At 73.3% G+C, this 16,775-nt stretch carries 18 protein-coding genes and 1 tRNA gene; 8 read left to right on the top strand and 11 right to left on the bottom strand.

The features are described from left to right. Window positions 1-119: 119 nt before the first annotated feature. Window positions 120-1,628, bottom strand: a complete 1,509-nt coding sequence (locus IMZ35_RS18850) for a CYTH and CHAD domain-containing protein (protein ID WP_199442432.1) — start codon at window positions 1,626-1,628, stop codon at window positions 120-122. A gap of 175 nt (window positions 1,629-1,803) precedes the next feature. Here IMZ35_RS18850 and IMZ35_RS18845 point away from each other — a divergent pair, with 175 nt between their 5' ends. Continuing rightward, the gene (locus IMZ35_RS18845; RefSeq protein WP_199442431.1) at window positions 1,804-2,598 is read left to right on the top strand and encodes a hypothetical protein; all 795 of its coding nucleotides are present in this window, start codon (window positions 1,804-1,806) and stop codon (window positions 2,596-2,598) included. A gap of 9 nt (window positions 2,599-2,607) precedes the next feature. On the opposite strand, the gene IMZ35_RS18840 is transcribed toward IMZ35_RS18845, so the two are convergent. The 4 genes from IMZ35_RS18840 to IMZ35_RS18825 all read right to left on the bottom strand — a co-directional run bounded on the left by IMZ35_RS18840 (window position 2,608) and on the right by IMZ35_RS18825 (window position 6,693). Beyond that, on the bottom strand, window positions 2,608-3,255 hold the full coding sequence (locus IMZ35_RS18840; RefSeq protein WP_307868366.1) for an HNH endonuclease family protein: 648 nt from the start codon (window positions 3,253-3,255) through the stop codon (window positions 2,608-2,610). A gap of 131 nt (window positions 3,256-3,386) precedes the next feature. Then, a complete protein-coding gene (locus IMZ35_RS18835; RefSeq protein WP_199442430.1) occupies window positions 3,387-4,334 on the bottom strand; it encodes a methionyl-tRNA formyltransferase in 948 nt (315 codons plus the stop codon). A gap of 118 nt (window positions 4,335-4,452) precedes the next feature. Next, window positions 4,453-5,037 (bottom strand): hypothetical protein, encoded by a 585-nt coding sequence (locus IMZ35_RS18830; RefSeq protein ID WP_229372526.1) that lies wholly within the window; start codon window positions 5,035-5,037, stop codon window positions 4,453-4,455. A 114-nt stretch (window positions 5,038-5,151) separates the two neighbouring features. Further along, entirely contained in the window at window positions 5,152-6,693 is a 1,542-nt protein-coding gene (locus IMZ35_RS18825) for an FAD-binding oxidoreductase (RefSeq protein ID WP_199442428.1), read from the bottom strand. 205 nt (window positions 6,694-6,898) lie between these two features. On the opposite strand from IMZ35_RS18825, the gene IMZ35_RS18820 reads away from it, so the two are divergent. Then, a complete protein-coding gene (locus IMZ35_RS18820) occupies window positions 6,899-7,423 on the top strand; it encodes a MarR family winged helix-turn-helix transcriptional regulator (protein ID WP_199442427.1) in 525 nt (174 codons plus the stop codon). 80 nt (window positions 7,424-7,503) lie between these two features. Here IMZ35_RS18820 and IMZ35_RS18815 read toward each other — a convergent pair whose 3' ends face one another. After that, window positions 7,504-8,739 carry an MFS transporter gene (locus IMZ35_RS18815; RefSeq protein ID WP_307868365.1) on the bottom strand — a complete coding sequence of 412 codons (1,236 nt, stop codon included), beginning with the start codon at window positions 8,737-8,739 and terminating at the stop codon, window positions 7,504-7,506. Between the two features lie 81 nt (window positions 8,740-8,820). Between IMZ35_RS18815 and IMZ35_RS18810 the strand changes: the two genes are divergently transcribed. From IMZ35_RS18810 to IMZ35_RS18795, 4 genes are all read left to right on the top strand, one after another. After that, the gene (locus IMZ35_RS18810; RefSeq protein ID WP_199442425.1) at window positions 8,821-9,720 is read left to right on the top strand and encodes a LysR family transcriptional regulator; all 900 of its coding nucleotides are present in this window, start codon (window positions 8,821-8,823) and stop codon (window positions 9,718-9,720) included. 176 nt (window positions 9,721-9,896) lie between these two features. Continuing rightward, window positions 9,897-10,169: a GlsB/YeaQ/YmgE family stress response membrane protein gene (locus IMZ35_RS18805; RefSeq protein ID WP_199442424.1), complete on the top strand. Its 273-nt coding sequence runs from the start codon at window positions 9,897-9,899 to the stop codon at window positions 10,167-10,169. Between the two features lie 472 nt (window positions 10,170-10,641). Then, window positions 10,642-11,379 carry a S1 family peptidase gene (locus IMZ35_RS18800; RefSeq protein WP_229372524.1) on the top strand — a complete coding sequence of 246 codons (738 nt, stop codon included), beginning with the start codon at window positions 10,642-10,644 and terminating at the stop codon, window positions 11,377-11,379. Window positions 11,380-11,592: 213 nt separating this feature from the next. Further along, a complete protein-coding gene (locus tag IMZ35_RS18795) occupies window positions 11,593-12,057 on the top strand; it encodes a MarR family winged helix-turn-helix transcriptional regulator (RefSeq protein ID WP_199442423.1) in 465 nt (154 codons plus the stop codon). A gap of 24 nt (window positions 12,058-12,081) precedes the next feature. Here IMZ35_RS18795 and IMZ35_RS31470 read toward each other — a convergent pair whose 3' ends face one another. The 4 genes from IMZ35_RS31470 to IMZ35_RS18780 form a co-directional block, all read right to left on the bottom strand. Continuing rightward, window positions 12,082-12,489 (bottom strand): MBL fold metallo-hydrolase, encoded by a 408-nt coding sequence (locus IMZ35_RS31470; protein WP_307868428.1) that lies wholly within the window; start codon window positions 12,487-12,489, stop codon window positions 12,082-12,084. Continuing rightward, on the bottom strand, window positions 12,393-12,800 hold the full coding sequence (locus IMZ35_RS31465) for an MBL fold metallo-hydrolase (RefSeq protein WP_267877177.1): 408 nt from the start codon (window positions 12,798-12,800) through the stop codon (window positions 12,393-12,395). Before IMZ35_RS31465 ends, IMZ35_RS31470 begins: the two co-directional genes overlap by 97 nt. After that, complete coding sequence (locus tag IMZ35_RS18785; RefSeq protein ID WP_199442421.1) at window positions 12,797-14,029, bottom strand: FAD-dependent monooxygenase; 1,233 nt, start codon at window positions 14,027-14,029, stop codon at window positions 12,797-12,799. The genes IMZ35_RS31465 and IMZ35_RS18785 overlap by 4 nt, the downstream gene beginning before the upstream one ends. Window positions 14,030-14,129: 100 nt before the next feature. Next, window positions 14,130-15,047: a LysR family transcriptional regulator gene (locus tag IMZ35_RS18780; protein WP_199442420.1), complete on the bottom strand. Its 918-nt coding sequence runs from the start codon at window positions 15,045-15,047 to the stop codon at window positions 14,130-14,132. A gap of 125 nt (window positions 15,048-15,172) precedes the next feature. On the opposite strand from IMZ35_RS18780, the gene IMZ35_RS18775 reads away from it, so the two are divergent. Both IMZ35_RS18775 and IMZ35_RS18770 read left to right on the top strand, forming a co-directional pair. Further along, complete coding sequence (locus tag IMZ35_RS18775) at window positions 15,173-15,985, top strand: inositol monophosphatase family protein (RefSeq protein WP_199442419.1); 813 nt, start codon at window positions 15,173-15,175, stop codon at window positions 15,983-15,985. A gap of 29 nt (window positions 15,986-16,014) precedes the next feature. Then, window positions 16,015-16,611, top strand: a complete 597-nt coding sequence (locus tag IMZ35_RS18770; protein ID WP_199442418.1) for an NADPH-dependent F420 reductase — start codon at window positions 16,015-16,017, stop codon at window positions 16,609-16,611. An 86-nt stretch (window positions 16,612-16,697) separates the two neighbouring features. Here IMZ35_RS18770 and IMZ35_RS18765 read toward each other — a convergent pair. Continuing rightward, window positions 16,698-16,770 (bottom strand) — tRNA-Arg (locus tag IMZ35_RS18765). Between the last annotated feature and the right edge of the window lie 5 nt (window positions 16,771-16,775).

Here is a 16,775-nt window from a genome sequence, read left to right as displayed (position 1 = left end):
GGCGGTGCGGACCTCAGCTGCGAGGGCACGGACATCTCCTCCTGGCAGGACGACGGCGTGCGGCGGCGGGCTCCTCACCGTTACAGCCGGGCAGGAGGGCTGTCAAGGTCCAGACCAATTCACACCCCGGCGGTACGAACCTCCCGCCAGGCGCGGGCGAACCCCGCCTCCGCCCGCTCGGCCAGTGCGCTCTCCCGGCCGTGCAGCACACCGAACGCGAACGTGTTCTCCCCGTCGGCGTGCGCCCGCGTTGCGATCTCCAGCAGCACCGGCCGCGCCACGACGCCGTCCTGGTGCTCGCCCAGGACCGTCTGGAGCTCCTTGATGCCCTTGCGGAACCGCTTCGCCCGCTTGTCCAGCACCGGAGCGCCCACCTCCAGCGCGTAGCGCACGCGCTTGGCGGCCTTGCGCGACTCGTGCAGCGCGGTGTCCCGGACGTCGCCGGGCTCGGCGCCGATCGCCTCGTCCGCGCGGGCGGCCAGCTGCCGGTGCGCGCGGCGGACCAGCTTCGGCAGCACGACGGCGGCGCGCTCGGCGGCCAGGTCGGTCAGCGGCGGATCGGCGAGCAGCGCGTCCAGCGCGTCGAGCAGGGCGGCGTGGCGCTCCCCGTCGAGTGCCGTCAGCACCGCCTCGCGCGCGGCGGCCTCCTGCGGCGCGAAGTACCGGGTGAGGCGCGCGGAGACCGGGCCGGGCAGCAGCTCCGGGGCCAGTCCTCGGACGGCGCGCTCGAACCGGTCGCGCATCACCTCCAGGTCCCGCGCCCCGCCCAGCACGCCCGCGAGCCACTTCAGCTCGTCGGTCAGCGCCCGCGTGCGCTCCCGGTCCACGACCTTCCCGTACGTCTGGAGCGCGCTGCGCAGCCGTCGGGTCGCCACGCGCATCTGGTGCACGGCGTCGTGCTCGTCGCGGCGCACCCCGGGATCGTGCCGCTTCAGCGCGGTCACCTGCTCGCGCAGGTACGCCAGCGCCACGTCGCCGGCCGAGGACCTGCGGGTGATCCGCGGCGCCGGGTCGTCCGGGCCGAGCCGGTCGGCCAGCAGCCGCGACAGCTTCGACGGCGACGACGAGCGGACGATGCCGGAGTCCGCGAGGCGCTCCTCCACGGCGTCGAGCAGCCGGTGGTCACCGGCGGGGCCCAGTTCGACCTCGATCTCGCGCCACGCCTCGACCGTGGCGCCCTCACCGGTCGTCTGCCCGGTCACCACGTCCTCGACGACCTCGGCGAGCAGCTCACCGCGGCCGTCGACGAGCTGCCAGCGGTGCCGCGTGGTGAGCAGGTGCGCCACCGGAGCCGGTGCCGCTCCCCTCAGGTGCGCCCGCACGAGATCGGTCAGCTCCGCGGGCGGGTGCTCCGATCCGCGGTCCAGCGGCAGCCGGACCTCCTCGCGGGTGTCCGCGCCGATCGGCAGCTTCAGGTGCCAGCCCTCGTCCTCGCCCCCGCTGCGCCTGCGCAGCGTCACGTGACCGCGGGCCAGCCTGAGGTCCTCGGTGTCGTGGTACACGGCCTCCAGTTCGAACTCCTCCGGGCCGGCCACCGCCGTCACACCGGGCAGCCCGGTCAGCGACGGGACCCCGCTGCCCGCCGGGGCCTCGTACTTCCGCTCTGTCTCGCGCATCGACGTCGTCATGGCTCAGGAGTACACCGCGAACCCGCACTTCACGCGTCTTCCGTCATCAGGACGGGCGAGCGAGGTGACGGCGAGTCGCGTGACGTTGCCCCGGACAGGGGGAGTCGTCCGTCCGTCCGCGTGGTCTTCGGCCCGCGACTCCCCGTTGATCATCTCCGGTGGGTTCTCTTGTCCCGTGCCCACGGAGAAGGAACGCCTCGACGCACTGGAGCCGGTGGTCGCCGAAGCCGTCAGCGCCATCGCCGCGCTGAACGCGGAGCTGGGCCGGGTCAGCGGGAGACTCCGCGTGCTGGAGAGCAGGCTCTCCGGCGCCGGAGCGGGTGAACCGGCGGACTTCGACGCCGTCGACGAGGTCGTCGCGCCGGTGATCGCCGCCCTGCGGACCGCGTGGGACGCCGAGGACGAGGTGCTCGGCGACGAGGTGCGCACGGAGAAGCGCGAGCTGGTCGCCGAGTTCGACCGGCTGGAGGCGATGCGGGTCGACCTGGCGGGCAAGCTCGACAGCCGCCGCCTGGGCCGCTTCGACCGGGAGCAGACCAAGTCCCAGCTGGGCAAGGTGGAGTGGCGGCTGGGCGCGCTGCGGTCCAGCGCGACCGAGGCGCGGTCGCTGCTGGAGGACGACGAGCAGGCCGCGGGCGAGATGTGGCGCGTCCAGGCCGTGCACGACGGCGACGAGGCGCGCGAGCAGGTCCAGCAGATCGCGCGGGTCCGCGTGGAGGAGGCGCTGCGGCGCGGCGCGGAACTGCCGACGTGGTTCCGGGTCGGCGTCGGCGAGATCGCGACGCCCGACCCGACGAACTGGCTGCGCGCCGCCGCGGCGATGGTGGCCTACCGGCTGGAGTACAACGTCGGCTCCGCCGTCAGCCCGCTCGGCCCGCCCCCGGCCGACCGGCCCGGTTCGATCGCCTGGCAGCGGCAGATGGCGTCCTTCAAGGACATCTCCGCCCAGTTCACCGCCCTGCGCCCCTGAGGGGAGCGGTCAGCAGCCTTTCAGAACGCCCGCGAGCGCGTCCTTCTCGGCCTGGTCGACGCTCAGGCCGTAGGTGGACTTCACCTGCACCCAGTTCACCGCGTAGGTGCACCAGTACTCCTGGACCGGCGGCTTCCACTTCGCCGGGTCCTGGTCGCCCTTGGTGCGGTTGGACTTGGCGGTGGCCGCGACGAGCTGCGGGCCGTCGAGGTCGTTGGCGAACTGCTCGCGCCGCTCGTCGGTCCAGTCGGCCGCGCCCGAGCGCCACGCCTCGGCCAGCGGCACCACGTGGTCGATGTCGACGTCACCGGCGTCGGTGACGACCACCCCGTCGTACGGGCTGGTCCACTCGCCGGAGGTGGCCTTGCAGCCCTCGCCCCGCACCACGTCGCGGCCCTGCTGCTGGAGCACGACCTCGCGGGTGTCGCACCCCTCGCCCCGGCTGCTCCAGTGCGGGAACCGGTCGCGGCTGTAGCCGGTCATCTTGCCCTCCGCGGCCACGGGGAGCGCCGCGAGCTGGGCCACCGCGTCCCCGGCCGGAACACCCGGCGCGGGCGCGGAGCCGCTGGGCGGCGCGCCGCCCAGCTCGGAGCAGGACACCACCGCCGACAGGACGGCGACCGCACTCGCGAACGCCGCGATCCGCTCGTACTTCACAGCTGGTCTCCTCGACTCGTCGGTCCGCCCAGGGGGCAATGATCAGCGATGCTGGTCACGGACGGGTCACCGGGTCCCCCGGACGTGCGGAAGACCCCCGGTCGTCGCAACCGGGGGCCTTCGCAGCGTGGTCAGGGACGGCTGGTGAGGTAGCCGCCCATGTGCGTGAAGTACTCGGCGGCGGGCAGTTCGGTGCCGTCCGCGGTGCGGACCCGCCGGACGGCGAGCCCGCGGTTGCGCCCGCGGCGCGCGTCGGCGCCCGCGACGATCACCACGGCGTCGCCCTCGCGGTAGAACACGCGGCCCGGCGTGCCGCCGTAGCGGGCCTGCGAGACCTCGGCCTCGACGATCTCCAGCCGCTCGCCGCGGTGGAACGCGAAGGCGCTGGGGTAGGGCGGGCACTGCGCGCGGACGAGCCGGTCGAGCTCCTCGGCCGACCACGTCCAGTCGATCCGCAGGTCCTCCTCGGCGCGCTTGTGGAAGAAGCTCGCCTTCGACCGGTCCTGCTTGGTGAAGTCGGTGCGGCCCGAGGCGATCTCGGCCAGCCCGTCCACGGTGATCGGCCCGAACAGCTCCACGGTCTTGCGGAACAGGTCCGCGGTCGTGTCGCGCGGGCCGACCGGCACGGACCGCTGGAGCACGACGTCTCCCGCGTCGAGCGTGTCGTCCATCACGTGCGCGGTGACGCCGACCTCCTTCTCGTCGTTGATCAGGGCCCAGATCAGCGGCGAGAAGCCCGCGTAGGCGGGCAGCAGGGAGTCGTGCACGTTCAGCGTGCCGTGCTTCGGCAGCGAGAAGATCGTCGGCGGGATCCACGTGCGCCAGTTGGTCGCCACGATGACGTCGGGGTCGACCTCCCGGAGCCGCTGGAGCAGCTCGTCGTCGTCGGGGCGGTTGCGGATCAGCACCTCGACGCCGTGCTCGGTGGCGAGGTCCTCGACGGAGTCGCTCCAGATCTTCTCGTACGGGTGGTCGCTCTTCGGGTGCGTGACCACCAGCGCGACCTCGTGCTCGGAGTCGAGCAGCGCCTGGAGCGTGCGGTGGCCCCACGTCTGATAACCGAACATGACGACCCGCATGGGTCTCCTCCCAGGAACGACGACTGTCGGCCAAGCGAGGCTAACCTAACAGCAACCCGGTGAGGAGAGGCTTCCCTAACCGCGGGGTGGCGGACCGCGTGCCCGCCACCCCGCGCCGTCAGGCGCTCATCCGCCAGTGCACGACGTAGCCCGCCGCCTCGGCGGCGATGAGGGCGTCGAGCTTCGTGGTGTTCGTGCGCTTCCACACCTCGAAAGAACGGCCCCTGCGCGCGTCGAGGACCATCGGCGTGAATTCCGGGTGGGTGCGCTGGAGAATGCGCAGCGCGATGGTCGCCGCCTCACGGGTGAGCGGTACTTCCTTCAGGTGCACCAGAACCGCCGCGACAGATCCGTCCGGACGGCGCAGGCCGAGGTGCGGTGACACCCGCAGGGTGAGATCACCCGCCGACCAGTGCACCTTCTCCACCGGAACCCCGGTCGCCCCGGTGTGCTGCAACCAGGGCAGGAAACCGTCCGCCACCTCCTGGAACGCCCTGGCCTGGCCGGTGCGGTCGACGGCGTCGAACGCCCGCTCGAACTCGCGCTCCGGCGTCGGCGAGTTGACCGCCCGGCGCATCGCGCCGCGCACCGGGTTGTAGAAGCCGCACATCCGCCGATCTTCCGAGAGGTACATTCCGCGCTGCTCGCCGACGATCGTGATGCGGCCCCGCTGACCGCTCATCACGTATTCCGTGAAAGACATCGCCGTGACGTTGATCCGGTCCGACATGCTGCCCCCGTCTCCGCGCTCGCGTCCTTCGCCCATTTTATCGGCGACCACCGACAAAAAGGGCTGCTGAGCGGGGCGTTCGGGTGGTCAGTCCCAGAGCAGGACGCCGGGGTTGAGGATGCCGTAGGGGTCGAGCGCCCGCTTGGTCGCGACGAGGGCGGCGGCGAACGGCTCGGGACGCTGCTCGTCGTACCAGGGCATGTGGTCGCGGCCGACGGCGTGGTGGTGGGTGATCGTCGCCCGGTGGCGGTGCAGCACCTCTGCGGCCGCGGCCTTGATCTCGTCCCACATCTCGACCTCGGAGCCGCGCCTGCCGGGCGCGATCACCGTGAAGTAGGGGGCCGCGCCGTCGGGGTAGACGTGGGTGAAGCGGCAGTTGACGATGCCGGGGGAGTCGCACACCTCGCGCACCGCCTTGTTCAGCTCCTCGTGCAGCGTCGCCACGAGGTCGTCGACCCGGTCCCAGGTCGTCGCCGTCTCGAAGGTCTCGATGATCACGCTCATCCTGGCCAGGGCGTCGCGCAGGTACGGCATCCGCAGGAACGTGGTGCGCCACCGCTCGACCGAGTCGCCGCGGTCGCGGTCCTGTTCCCGGCCGCCGTGCGAGCGCGCGATCTCCACCGCGTCGGCCAGCTCCACCTCCACCGGGATGTGCGCCGACTCGAACCCGAGCACCAGCACCGTCTCGCCGTTCTGGGCCGTGCCGCTGAACCGGGCCTCCCCCGCGTCGAGCAGCCGCAGGTTCGCCGGGGTGAGGCCGGACTGCACGATCGCCCTCGTGGCGCGCACGCCGTCGCGGAAGGAGTGGAACATGATCGCGGTGGACGCGCGGTAGTTCGGCCGCTCCTGCACCCGCATCCACGCCTCGGTGATCACGCCGAGCGTGCCCTCCGAGCCGAGGAACAACCGGTCGGGAGACGGACCCGCGCCGGAACCCGGCAGCCGCCACGACTCGTTGATGCCGATGGGCGTGACGACCCGCATGGACTCCACGAAGTCGTCGATGTGCGTGTGCATCGTGGCGTAGTGACCGGAGGAGCGGGTCGCGAGCCAGCCGCCCAGCGTGGAGAACTCGAAGCTCTGCGGGAAGTGCCGCAGCGTGTAGCCGTGCGGCCGGAGCTGGTCCTCCAGGTCCGGGCCGAGCACCCCCGCCTGGATGCGAGCCGAGCGGCTGATGGGGTCGATGTCGAGCACGTTGTCCAGGTTGGACAGGTCGAGCGAGAGCGACGGGTTCTCCCCGCGGTGCTCGACCCCGCCGACGACGGACGTGCCGCCGCCGTAGGGGATCACCGCGACGTTCGCGTACCCGGCCCAGTCGAGCACGTCGACGACGTCGGCCTCGCTGCGCGGGTAGGCCACGATGTCCGGCGCGTTCTGCAGGTCGCCGCGCAGCGCGCGCACGACGTCCCGGTACGCCTTGCCGTAGGTGTGGGAGGCGCGCTCCCCCGGCAGGCTCGTGCAGATCGGCGCCAGCGCGTCGGGGGGCACGACCCGCACCGGGGGCAGGTACGCGCCGGGCACGGGGACCGGGCGCTCGGGCAGGCCCGGCAGCAGCGACGCGAGCTGCACGCACTGGTCGTCGGGCACGGCGTTCTCCGCCTGTCCCCAACCCCACCACGACCTGGTCATCAACGCTCCCCGCGACCGTCGGCCCGGTCGCTCGAAGCGGAGGGTATAGGTGCGGGCGGTCGTGACCAAGAGGCCGATCGAGATGCGTCCGTCCCGCCGAGCGGCGGCGGGCGAACGGCCCAGCGGGGCACCGCCGCCGCCCGTTCGGGCAGGGGTGCAGGCGCGCACACTGCCTGAGCGTTCAAGCAGGACGTACCATGGCGGGATGGCGGACACCAGGTGGCTCGACGACGACGAGCAGCGGGCGTGGCGGGCTCACGTGGGTTCCATGGCGCTGCTGTTCGACCAGCTCGACGAGGACCTCCAGCGCGACGCGGGCATCCCGCACACCTACTACCTCGTCCTCGCGATGCTGTCCGAGGCGCCGGAGGGGTCGATGCGCATGACCGACCTCGCCGAGCGGATCTTCTCCTCCCGCAGCCGCCTCTCCCACGCGGTGAGCCGGCTGGAGGAGCGCGGCTGGGTGCGGCGCACCGCGTGCTCCACCGACCAGCGCGGACAGCTCGCCGTGCTCACCGAGGCCGGGCTCAGCACGCTGCGCGCGACGGCTCCCCGGCACGTGGAGTCCGTCCGGCGACACCTGTTCGACCGGCTCACCCCCGAGCAGGTGGTGCAGCTCCGGGACATCAGCGAGGCCGTCCACGGTCCGCTGGCCGCGTCGCGCGGAGCCGCGGAGCGCGACCGCAGGAGGCGGGCCAAGCAGGCCGGGGGCCGAGCGGGCGACCGGTGATCGGTGATCGGTGATCGGTGGACCGTCCCGGACGTCGCGGAGCGGGTGCCGCCCGGCTCCCCGGCGCGGTGACCGGGGGCTCAGCGCGCCGCTGCGGTGACCACCGGCGTTCGTTCCGCCGGCGGGGCGGTGAGCATCCTCGCCCCGGACCACAGCGACACGACCAGCACCGCCAGCGCGAACACCGGCAGCACGAGCGTGCTCGGCGCGACCGTCAGAGCCGCGCCCAGCGCGAGCGCAGGCAGGGCCAGCCCGACGTAGGCGATGAGGAAGATCGCCGCCAGGACCTCGCCGCGGGACCCCGGCGCGGCGAGCGCGCTGGCCGTGGCCACCGAGCGGCGGAACACCAGCCCGCCGCCCGCGCCCGCGGCGGTGCCGCCCGCGACGAACAGCGCGAGGCTCGACAGCGGCACGGCGGTCCCGACGCCGATCAGTCCGGCCGACACCAGTGCCAGGCCCAGCAGGAGCTGCGTCCGGGCCGCGAGACCGGCCAGCGCGATCTGGCTGACCGCGCTGGCGGCGAACACGGCGAACGTCACCGCCCCCGCGAGCAGCCGCGAGGTCTCGTGCAGGGTGCCGGAGAGGAACGTGGGCGCGAGCGAGGTGAACAGGCCGAAGATCGCGAACGCCGCCGCGGCCCCGGCCGCCGCGGCGGCGAACGTGCTGCGCGCCTCTCCCGGCAGCGACACCCGCTGCGGCCGGTAGACGTACCGCTCGGCACCGCGGTCCACGGTCTCCGGCACGAGCGCCACGGCGACCGCGCTCACCGCGAGCAGCACGACGAAGATCGCGTACGGCGTGGTCAGCGGCGACGAGCCCCACTCGGCCAGCGCGCCGGCGACCAGCGGGCCGAGCGCGAGACCGCCCGTGTTCACGGCGGTGGAGACGAGCGCGGCCCGGCCGGGGTGCTCCTGCGGGCGGGCCGCGCCGCGCAGTTCGGCCAGGTGCGCGGTGGCGGTCGCGGTGATCGCGCCGACGCCGAGCCCGGAGACGAGCCGGGCGGCGAGGAGGCCCGGCACCTCCGGCCAGAGCAGGAAGATCCCGGCCGACAGCAGCTCCAGCGCGACGGCCGCGAGCACGACCCGGCGGCGGCCGAGCCCGTCGCTGACGTGCCCGGCGAGGTACAGGCTCGCCATCACGCCGACGGCGTAGGCGGCGAAGACGACCGTGACCGTGACCGTGCTGAACCCGTCGCGCTGCTGGTACAGCGCGTACAGCGGGGTCGGGAGGGTGGAGAACGCCATGGTCGTGAGGAACGCGGCCGCGACGACCCAGAACCCGCCGCCGTGCCCGATCCCGCTTCTCGATGTGCTCACGGTTTCACCCTCGTCCGCCCGGTCCATCGAGTCCAACGAACAGCACTGGTACCAGTCATCGGGACAGGCGATGATTCCCCCGTGGACATCCGACAACTGGAGTACTTCGTCGCCGTCGCCGAGGAGCTGAACTTCACCCGCGCCGCGCAGCGGGTGTTCGCCGTGCAGTCCACGGTGTCCGCCGCGATCCGCGCCCTGGAGGCCGATCTCGGCGCCGTGCTGTTCGAGCGCTCCACCCGCAGCGTCGCGCTGTCCCCGGCCGGCGCCGCGCTGCTGCCCGAGGCGAAGACGGTGCTGGAGACGCTCGACCGCGCCCGTGCGGCCGTGCAGGAGACGACGACCGGGCTGCGCGGCAGCGTCCGCATCGGGTCGCTGACCAGCATCGCCGTCATCGACCTGCCCGCACTGCTCGGCGCGTTCCACCAGCGGCACCCGCTTGTGGACCTGCACGTGACGGCGTCGCCGGAGGGGTCGACGGGTCTCGCGCGGGACCTGCGGCGCAGCCGGCTCGACGTGGCGCTGATCGGCCTGCCGGACTCCGAGCTGGCCGGGCTCGACGTCCGGCCGGTCGTGCGCATCCCGTTCGTCGCGCTGCTGCCCGAGTCGCACCCGCTCGCCGAGAGGGCCGAGATCGACCCGGCCGACCTCGTGGGGGAGCGCTTCGTGGACACCCTGCGCGGCTTCGGCAACCGGCTCGCCGTGGACCGGGTGTTCGAAGCGCTCGCCGCGCCGCGCCGGGTGGTCGTGGAGGTGTCCGACCTGACCACCGTCCCCGGCCACGTGCGGGCGGGGCTGGGGGTGGCGGTCGTCCCGAGGATCGCCGCGTCGCAGGAGCGGGGGCTGGTCAGCCGTCCGCTGGCGGGTTCCCCGCTGGTCTGGACGCTGCACGCCGCCACCCTCGCGGGTCGCCGACCGAGCCGTGCCGTCGCGGCGCTGCTCGACCTGCTCGACGACCACGTGCTCCGGGACACCGCCTTCTGAGCTGTCCCGGCCAGCGGAGAACCCTCCCGTCACCTGCTGGAACGCCGATGCGAGCGCCGCTCGGAACAATGCTCGAAAAATTGGGTGTGTAAAAACGAGTGGCCCTGGGCATCCCCCCACCGAGCAGGAAACGAGTTGAACCGAAAGAGGTTCGACACAGAGGAGGGAGCGCCCTGATGGGCATTCTGGGTTGGATTGTCCTGGGTCTCATCGCCGGTGCCATCGCGAAGGCCGTCATGCCCGGCAAGGACCCCGGCGGCATCATCGTCACGATGCTCCTGGGCATCGTCGGCGCCGTGATCGGCGGTTTCGTCGGGCGTGCCATCTTCGGCACCGACCTGGGCACCTTCTTCGACCTGAGCACCTGGCTGCTGGCCATCCTCGGCGCCCTGATCGTGCTCGGCGTCTACCGTCTCGTCACCGGCAAGCGGGCTCACGCCCACCACTGACCGACTCGACGAGCCCCCGGCCCCCTGCGGGCCGGGGGCTTTCGCGTGTCCGGAAACCGCGAGCCGGTCGCGCGGACAACGAAATGGTGAACATTCGGGCGGGGGGGGTGACACATTCGTGACATCGGCAGCCCGATTGCTCCGACCGCAGTAGGGACGTCCGTGACGTACGTCTCCGTCCGCCTTTCCCGGGAAAGGCGCGAAAGCGGCGCCCGGCCCGGCGCTCCTCTCCCCGGCACCGCGCGAGGTCCCGGCCGTTCGGCCGTTCGGGCACGAGGTCGTCCCTTCACCCCTTCCGGTGTTGACGGACGACGCGGCGCGTCGGTCTACTGGCCGTGATCCGATCCGGCGGACGCGCGGAGGACCACTGCCGCCGTCCCCACTGGTGGCGGGCCGGTCTCGAACGCCCGCCGGGGAAGGACGAGCCTCGGTGCGCAGGTCCACGACGGCGAGCCCGATGAGCGCTGCCCTGATGAGCGCTGCACTGGTGACCACCGCGACGACGCTCGGAGCCGGCACCGCCGAGGCGGTCGCCCACGGCGTCCCGGCGGCGGCGGGCCAGTTCCCGTACGCCGTGCAGCTAACCGCACCGGCCGTCCCGAACCCGGACGGCACGACGCGCGGCAGCGCCTGCTCGGCCTCGCTGATCGCTCCGCGGTGGGTGGTCACCGCCGGTCACTGCTTCCGCGACGTCGACGGCGTCCCGGTGAGCGGCCCCGTGCCCTACCCGGTGACCGCGACGATCGGCACGGTCGACCTGGACGACGGCCGGGGCACGAGGGTCGAGGTCGTCGAGGTGCGGCAGTCGCCGGTCAACGACGTCTCGATCGCGAAGCTGGCCACCCCGGTGACCGGCGTGCGGCCCGTCGCGCTGCCGAGCCGGCCACCGGTCGCGGGCGAGGAGCTGACGCTCGCCGGCTGGGGCGCCACCGAGACCACCACCGGCCCCTCGAAGATCCTGCACTTCGGCGAGGTCGAGGTCAGCAGCGTCGACGACACCACGGCGGGCGTGCACGGCGTGTGGCCGCGGCCCGACACCAGCGCCTGCCCGTACGACTCCGGCGCTCCGTACGTCCGGCCGGGCGCGCACGGCCGCGCCACGATCGTGTCCGTGGAGAGCGACGGCCCGGCGTGCCCGCACGCCGAGGAGGAGACCACCGCGCGCGTCGACGTGATCGCCGACTGGATCCGCCGGGAGATCCGCGGCTGAGTCCGCGTCCGACGGCCGATCCCGGCTCGCCGCGCCGGGCCGTCGAACCGCTCCCGACCGCCCGGCGGGGCGCCGTTCGGCCGTGCCCTCCGCGGATCACGCCGGACGCCGGGGTGACCGCGCCGCCCCGGAGGCCGACAGCGCATCGGCGGGAGGAGCGCGGACCCGGTCGTATCATTCGTCGACCGGCTGTCGACGAGGGGTGATCACGGCGTGACGGACCAGCTGGAGCTGCCCGAGCTCACGGAGCTGACGGTGGCGGTGCGTCACCTGATCAACGCGTCGCGGGAGCTCTCGGCGCGTCTGTCGCGGGAACTGGGGGTCAACGGCACGGACATGGCCGCGCTGTCCCTGCTGGAGCAGCACGGTCCGATGGGACCGTCCGAGCTGGCGGCGTCGCTGGGCATCCGTTCCGCGTCGGTGACCGTGCTGATCGACCGCCTGGAACAGGCCGGGCACGTCGAGCGGGTCCGCAGCAGCAGCGACCGCCGCCGTGTCGCGGTGATGACGACCCCGTCGGCCCACCGGGCCACTCTCGGCGCCGTGGTCCCCACGATCCGGGCGATCGACGAGATCAGTCGCGGGCTCGACGAACACGACCAGCAGGTGGTGCGGCGGTTCCTGGACGCGGTGACCCGCACCATGAGCACGCGCGACCCGTCCCGACCGGAGGGGTGACCGCCGCGTTCGTCGGCACCCCGGTCAGGGTTCGTCGGCGACGGCGTCGAGTGTCCCGGCCAGAGCGGCGGTGGCGTCGCCGAGCAGTGGCGTGCCGTGCCCGAGACCGGCGACCCCGGGACGGAGCGCGGCCAGGCGGCGCAGCGCTGCCCCGGCCTGCTGGCGGTCGACGTCGAACGGCCCGAGCGACGTGTCTCCGCGAGGCGTCCTGACAGCGAGGTCACCGGTCAGCACCGCGGCCCGTGCGGGCAGGTGCAGGGCGGTGCTGCCCGGCGTGTGGCCCGAGACGGCGTGCACGACCAGCGCCTCGTGCCCGCCGACGTGGTCGCCGTCGTTCAGGTCCAGGTCGACGGGGCAGCGGGGCGGGGCGAGGTTCTCCGGGTGCGCCCGCGCGATCTCCTCGTGGATCGGCCGCTCCAGCGCGGTGAGCACGGGGTCGGGCGCGGGCTCCTCGCCGCGCAGCACGGCCGCGTCGCGGTCGCCGGTCGCGACGCGGCTCCCGTCAGGTCGGCCAGGGCCGCGGCGGCACCGGAGTGGTCGCTGCGGAAGTGCGTGAGCACGATGGTGCGGACGTCACGGGCCGAGGCGCCGATCTGGTCGAGCGCCTCCAGCACCGCGATCTCGTCACCGGGCAGTCCGGGGTCCACGACCACGACTCCGAGGTCGTCGCGCCACAGGTGGGCGTTGCTGACCGAGGTGGGCGTCCACCTCGGGTCTCGGGCGATGGCGGTCGCGCGGGTCATGCCCCCTCCTGCCGGGTGTCGACCCCCGTGCTCCCGCCGCGCGGGAAGAAGTCGGGCAGGTCGACGTCGTCGGCCGAGGTCTTCGCGAGCCGGTCGGCCAGGGCCAGACGCTGTGCGGGCCTGCTGCCCAGAAGCCGTCCGGCGGTGCGCAGGGCGGTGATCCCGGCGCGGGTCCTGGGGTAGGCGAAGCCCGGTGCTCCCGGCGGGAGGGCCTGCGCACCGGCCACGTAGGGCCGCATCTTCCGTTCGAAGGCGGCGAAGGCGTCGGCGTGATCGGGGCGGGTGGCCAGCTCCGAGGCCAGCACGTAGGCGCCGACCAGGGCGAGGCTGGTTCCCGTGCCGCTGAGCGGTGCCGCGCAGTACGCGGCGTCGCCGACCAGCCCGACCCGCCCCCGGCTCCAGGAGGGCAGGCGGACCTGACCGATCGCGTCGAAGTAGTAGGGGGCGGCGTCCAGAGCGTCGAGGACGCGCGGGGTGACCCAGCCGGCGTCGGCGAACGTCTCGCGCAGCAGCGCGGTCTGGTCGCGCTGGTCGAGGTTCTCCAGCCCGCGGACGTTGGTCATGAACGCCAGGGTCGCCCGGACGGTCCCCAGGTTGTCCGGGCGCAGGGTCACCTGGCGCTGGTCCGGTGCGTGGTACCAGCGCCACCAGTCGTCGTCCTCGGCCGTCCGGGGAACGGTCAGGTAGGCCATGTACAGGCCGAGGTGGTGGATGCGGGCCTGCGGCAGGACCAGCGACCGGGTGCGGGAGGTGAGCCCCTCCGCGATCACGACCACGTCGAACGAGCGGGGCGCCGAGTGCAGGAAGGACACCTCGACCCGGTCGCCCGTGTCGTTCAGGCCGGTGATCTGGTCGCCGAAGACGTACTCCGTGTCCGGCCGGGTGCTGTCGACGATCACCCGCGAGAGCTCGCCGCGCAGGATCTCCAGCTCCGCCGTGGCGCCGTCGACGGCCGTGGCGTCGCCGGGGAAGGCCGCGACGGTCCGACCGCTGCCGTCGACGAGCGCGGTGCCCCTCTCCCCGGTCCGCGCGGCCAGGACGGCGTCCCGCAGGCCCATGCGGCGCACGACCTCGCGCGCCGCCCCGCGCACGTCGACGTTCTGACCCGCCTCGCGCAGTCCGTCGAAGCGTTCGACCACGGTGGTGTCCCAGCCGGCGGCGTTGAGCCAGTGGGCGAGAGCGGGACCGGAGATGCTGGCCCCGGAGATCAGGACGCTGGGTGCGGACACGGGCGAGGTCCTCCGAGACGTGGTTGCTCCGACCGGCCACCGCGAGTGGACGCACCCGCTGGAGTGCCCGACCCGACAAATCTATCTCGTCGTCTAGTAATTAGACAATCGAGTTATCTGCGGCCGAGTCGACCAGCGCGGCCCGTGCGAGATCGCGCAACCAGACGTGGGCGCGATCGGTGTCGTAGCGCTGGTGCCACGACAGGAGGACCGGAGCGGGGGGCAGGTCGAGGGGCAGCGGGAGCAGCGTCAGGCCGAGGTCCGCGGCAGCTGAGCGCGCGGTGACCTCCGGCGCCGTGAGGAGGAGGTCGGCGTCGCGCGCGAACGCGAACGCGGCTGCTTCGGTGGGCACGGTCGCCACCACGCGCCGGGCGAGTCCCAGCCGTGCGAGAACCTCGTCCAGGGCGTTGTCGAGCTTTCCGCGCCGCGAGACGGTGATGTGCTCGGCCGCGGCGTACCGCTCGGCGGTGACGGTCTCGCCGCGGGCGAGCGGGTGCTCCCGCCGCACGACGGCGACGAGACGCGTCTGGGCGACCTGCTCGGTGCGGACGTCGGGTGCGGTCGGGCGGCTCGCGTTCGCCTCCAGGTCGACCTGGCCGCGGCGCAGTTCCGGCGTGTCGACGCTCGACTCGGCGACGAAGCGCAACCGCACGCCCGGCGCCTGCTCGCGCACGGCCGTCAGCAGTGCGGGGCCCGCGAGGGCGAGGAGCGAGTCGTGCCAGCGCAACGTGAAGGTGCGTTCGAGCGTGGTGAGGTCGAGCTCACGACTCGGCGCCAGCACGCCCTGCACCTGATGCAGCAGTTCGTGCACCTGTTCCCGGACGGCGATCGCGTACGGCGTCGGTGTCATCGTGCGCCCGGTGCGCACCAGGATCTGATCTCCGGTGGTGCGCCGGATCCGGCCGAGGCTGCGGCTCATCGCCGGGGCGGTGACGTGCAGCCGGTCGGCCGCCGCGGTCACGCTGCCCTCTTCGAGCAGGGCGTCGAGGGCGGCGAGCAGGTTCAAATCCAATTGCATGACAGTAATTCTAACCGTGCTTCACATGCACTTGCAGTTAATCCACGGTGGAAATACCGTCGAGACGCGAGCACGAGACAGAAGCCCGCAAGACCTCGTTCCCCCTGTTCAGATGGAGTGCCGCCATGTCCGGAACCGCTCAGAACACCGTCGTCTCCGATGCCGACCTGCTGGCGCGCACCGCGGTCGTGGTGCGCGCGGCCGGTGCGGTGCTGCGCGAGCGCTTCGGCGAGGTGGTGCGCCACGAGACCCGCGAGGAGCTGATGAGCGCGCTGGCGGTCAACGACGACGCGGCCCTGGCGGTGCTGCGCCCCGGCCTCACGGGTGTGCGTCCGGGCGCGGGCTGGGTGCGGGAGGAGCTGGAGGGCGGGGAGTTGCCGCCGGGGGAGTGGTGGGTGGTGGATCCGGTCGAGGGCAACGTCAACCACCTGCACGCTCTGCCGGAGTGGGCGGTGACCGCGACGCTGGTGCGCGACAACCGGCCGGTGCTCACCGCGGTGCACCTGCCGCTGACCGGCCGGACCTGCACGGCGCGCGTCGGCGGCGGTGCGCACCTGGACGGCCGGGCGCTGCACGTGTCCGGCACCGCCGACCTGGGGCTGGGGCTGGTGGCCACGAGTCAGGCCCGCCCGGACGAGGACGAGGCGGTCGTGCGGCGGGCGGGTGCCTCGATCACCGCGATGCTGCGCGACGCGCTCGTGGTGCGCACCTCCGTGCCCGCGACCCTGCACCTGATCGACGTGGCCGCCGGGCGCGTGGACGCGTTCTGGCAGTTCGCCGGTGCGCGCGCCGACCTGCTGCCCGGCGCACTGCTGGTCACCGAGGCGGGCGGACGCGTCACCGACACCGCTGGCCGCCCGTGGACCCCGGCCAGCGACGGCTTCCTGGCCGCGGCCCCCGGCGTGCACACCGCCGCCGTCGCCACCCTCACCCGCTGACCGTCCACCACCCGAAGGAGCACACCACCGTGACCACGATCGCGATTCTGGGAAACGGCCGCGTCGGCGGCACCCTCGCCAACGCCCTGACCACCGCCGGACACCGGGTCGCCGTCGCCGACCGCACCCCCGGTGCCGCCGCTCGCGCCGCGGCGCCGGCGCAGGTCGTCGTCAACGCCACTCCCGGCGCGGGATCACTGGGGCGACTGGCCGCGCTGCGCGAACAGCTGCGCGGCAAGATCCTCGTCGACGTCTCCAACGCCACCACCGACGGACCCGACGGCCTGCCCGCCGACCTGCTCTACCCCGCGTCCAGCCTCGCCGAGCAGTTGCAGCAGGCCCTGCCGGACACCCACGTCGTGAAGACCCTGAACACGATGCTGTTCTCCGTCATGACCGCCCCCGCCTCGCTCACCGGGGCCCCGACCGCGTTCCTGTCCGGCGAGAACCCGGAGGCCAAGCAGACCGTGCGCGCACTGCTGGCCGACCTGGGCTGGCAGCAGGAGCAGATCGTCGACCTCGGCGGCATCACCACCGCACGCGCCACCGAAGCCGCCGTGCTGTTCGTCCCGCACGTGATCCGCGCCAGCGGGTTCGCACCCTTCGCCATCTCCCTCACCCGCTGACGACCCCAGAACGGTGTGAGGGCCGGTCCGACTCGCGGACCGGCCCTCACACCGTTCTGAACAGCTCGTCACGCCGGTCAGTGAGGCGCCCCCGGCAGGATTCGAACCTGCGACCTCGGGATTAGAAGTCCCTCGCTCTCTCCACTGAGCTACGGAGGCTGAAG

This window comes from Umezawaea beigongshangensis, from assembly GCF_016464305.1.
GTDB classification, from domain to species: Bacteria; Actinomycetota; Actinomycetes; order Mycobacteriales; family Pseudonocardiaceae; genus Umezawaea_A; species Umezawaea_A beigongshangensis.
Note: the sequence above shows the minus strand (reverse complement) of the source record. Positions and strands in the feature narration are given on the sequence as shown.

Coding starts and splice junctions, on each gene's coding strand:
- IMZ35_RS18775 (WP_199442419.1), top strand. CDS start 15,173: ATGTCCGGAACCGCTCAGAACACCGTCGTCTCCGATGCCGACCTGCTG.
- IMZ35_RS18780 (WP_199442420.1), bottom strand. CDS start 15,047: ATGCAATTGGATTTGAACCTGCTCGCCGCCCTCGACGCCCTGCTCGAA.
- IMZ35_RS18850 (WP_199442432.1), bottom strand. CDS start 1,628: ATGACGACGTCGATGCGCGAGACAGAGCGGAAGTACGAGGCCCCGGCG.
- IMZ35_RS18825 (WP_199442428.1), bottom strand. CDS start 6,693: ATGACCAGGTCGTGGTGGGGTTGGGGACAGGCGGAGAACGCCGTGCCC.
- IMZ35_RS18830 (WP_229372526.1), bottom strand. CDS start 5,037: ATGTCTTTCACGGAATACGTGATGAGCGGTCAGCGGGGCCGCATCACG.
- IMZ35_RS31465 (WP_267877177.1), bottom strand. CDS start 12,800: ATGACCCGCGCGACCGCCATCGCCCGAGACCCGAGGTGGACGCCCACC.
- IMZ35_RS18805 (WP_199442424.1), top strand. CDS start 9,897: ATGGGCATTCTGGGTTGGATTGTCCTGGGTCTCATCGCCGGTGCCATC.
- IMZ35_RS18820 (WP_199442427.1), top strand. CDS start 6,899: ATGGCGGACACCAGGTGGCTCGACGACGACGAGCAGCGGGCGTGGCGG.
- IMZ35_RS18835 (WP_199442430.1), bottom strand. CDS start 4,334: ATGCGGGTCGTCATGTTCGGTTATCAGACGTGGGGCCACCGCACGCTC.
- IMZ35_RS18800 (WP_229372524.1), top strand. CDS start 10,642: ATGAGCGCTGCACTGGTGACCACCGCGACGACGCTCGGAGCCGGCACC.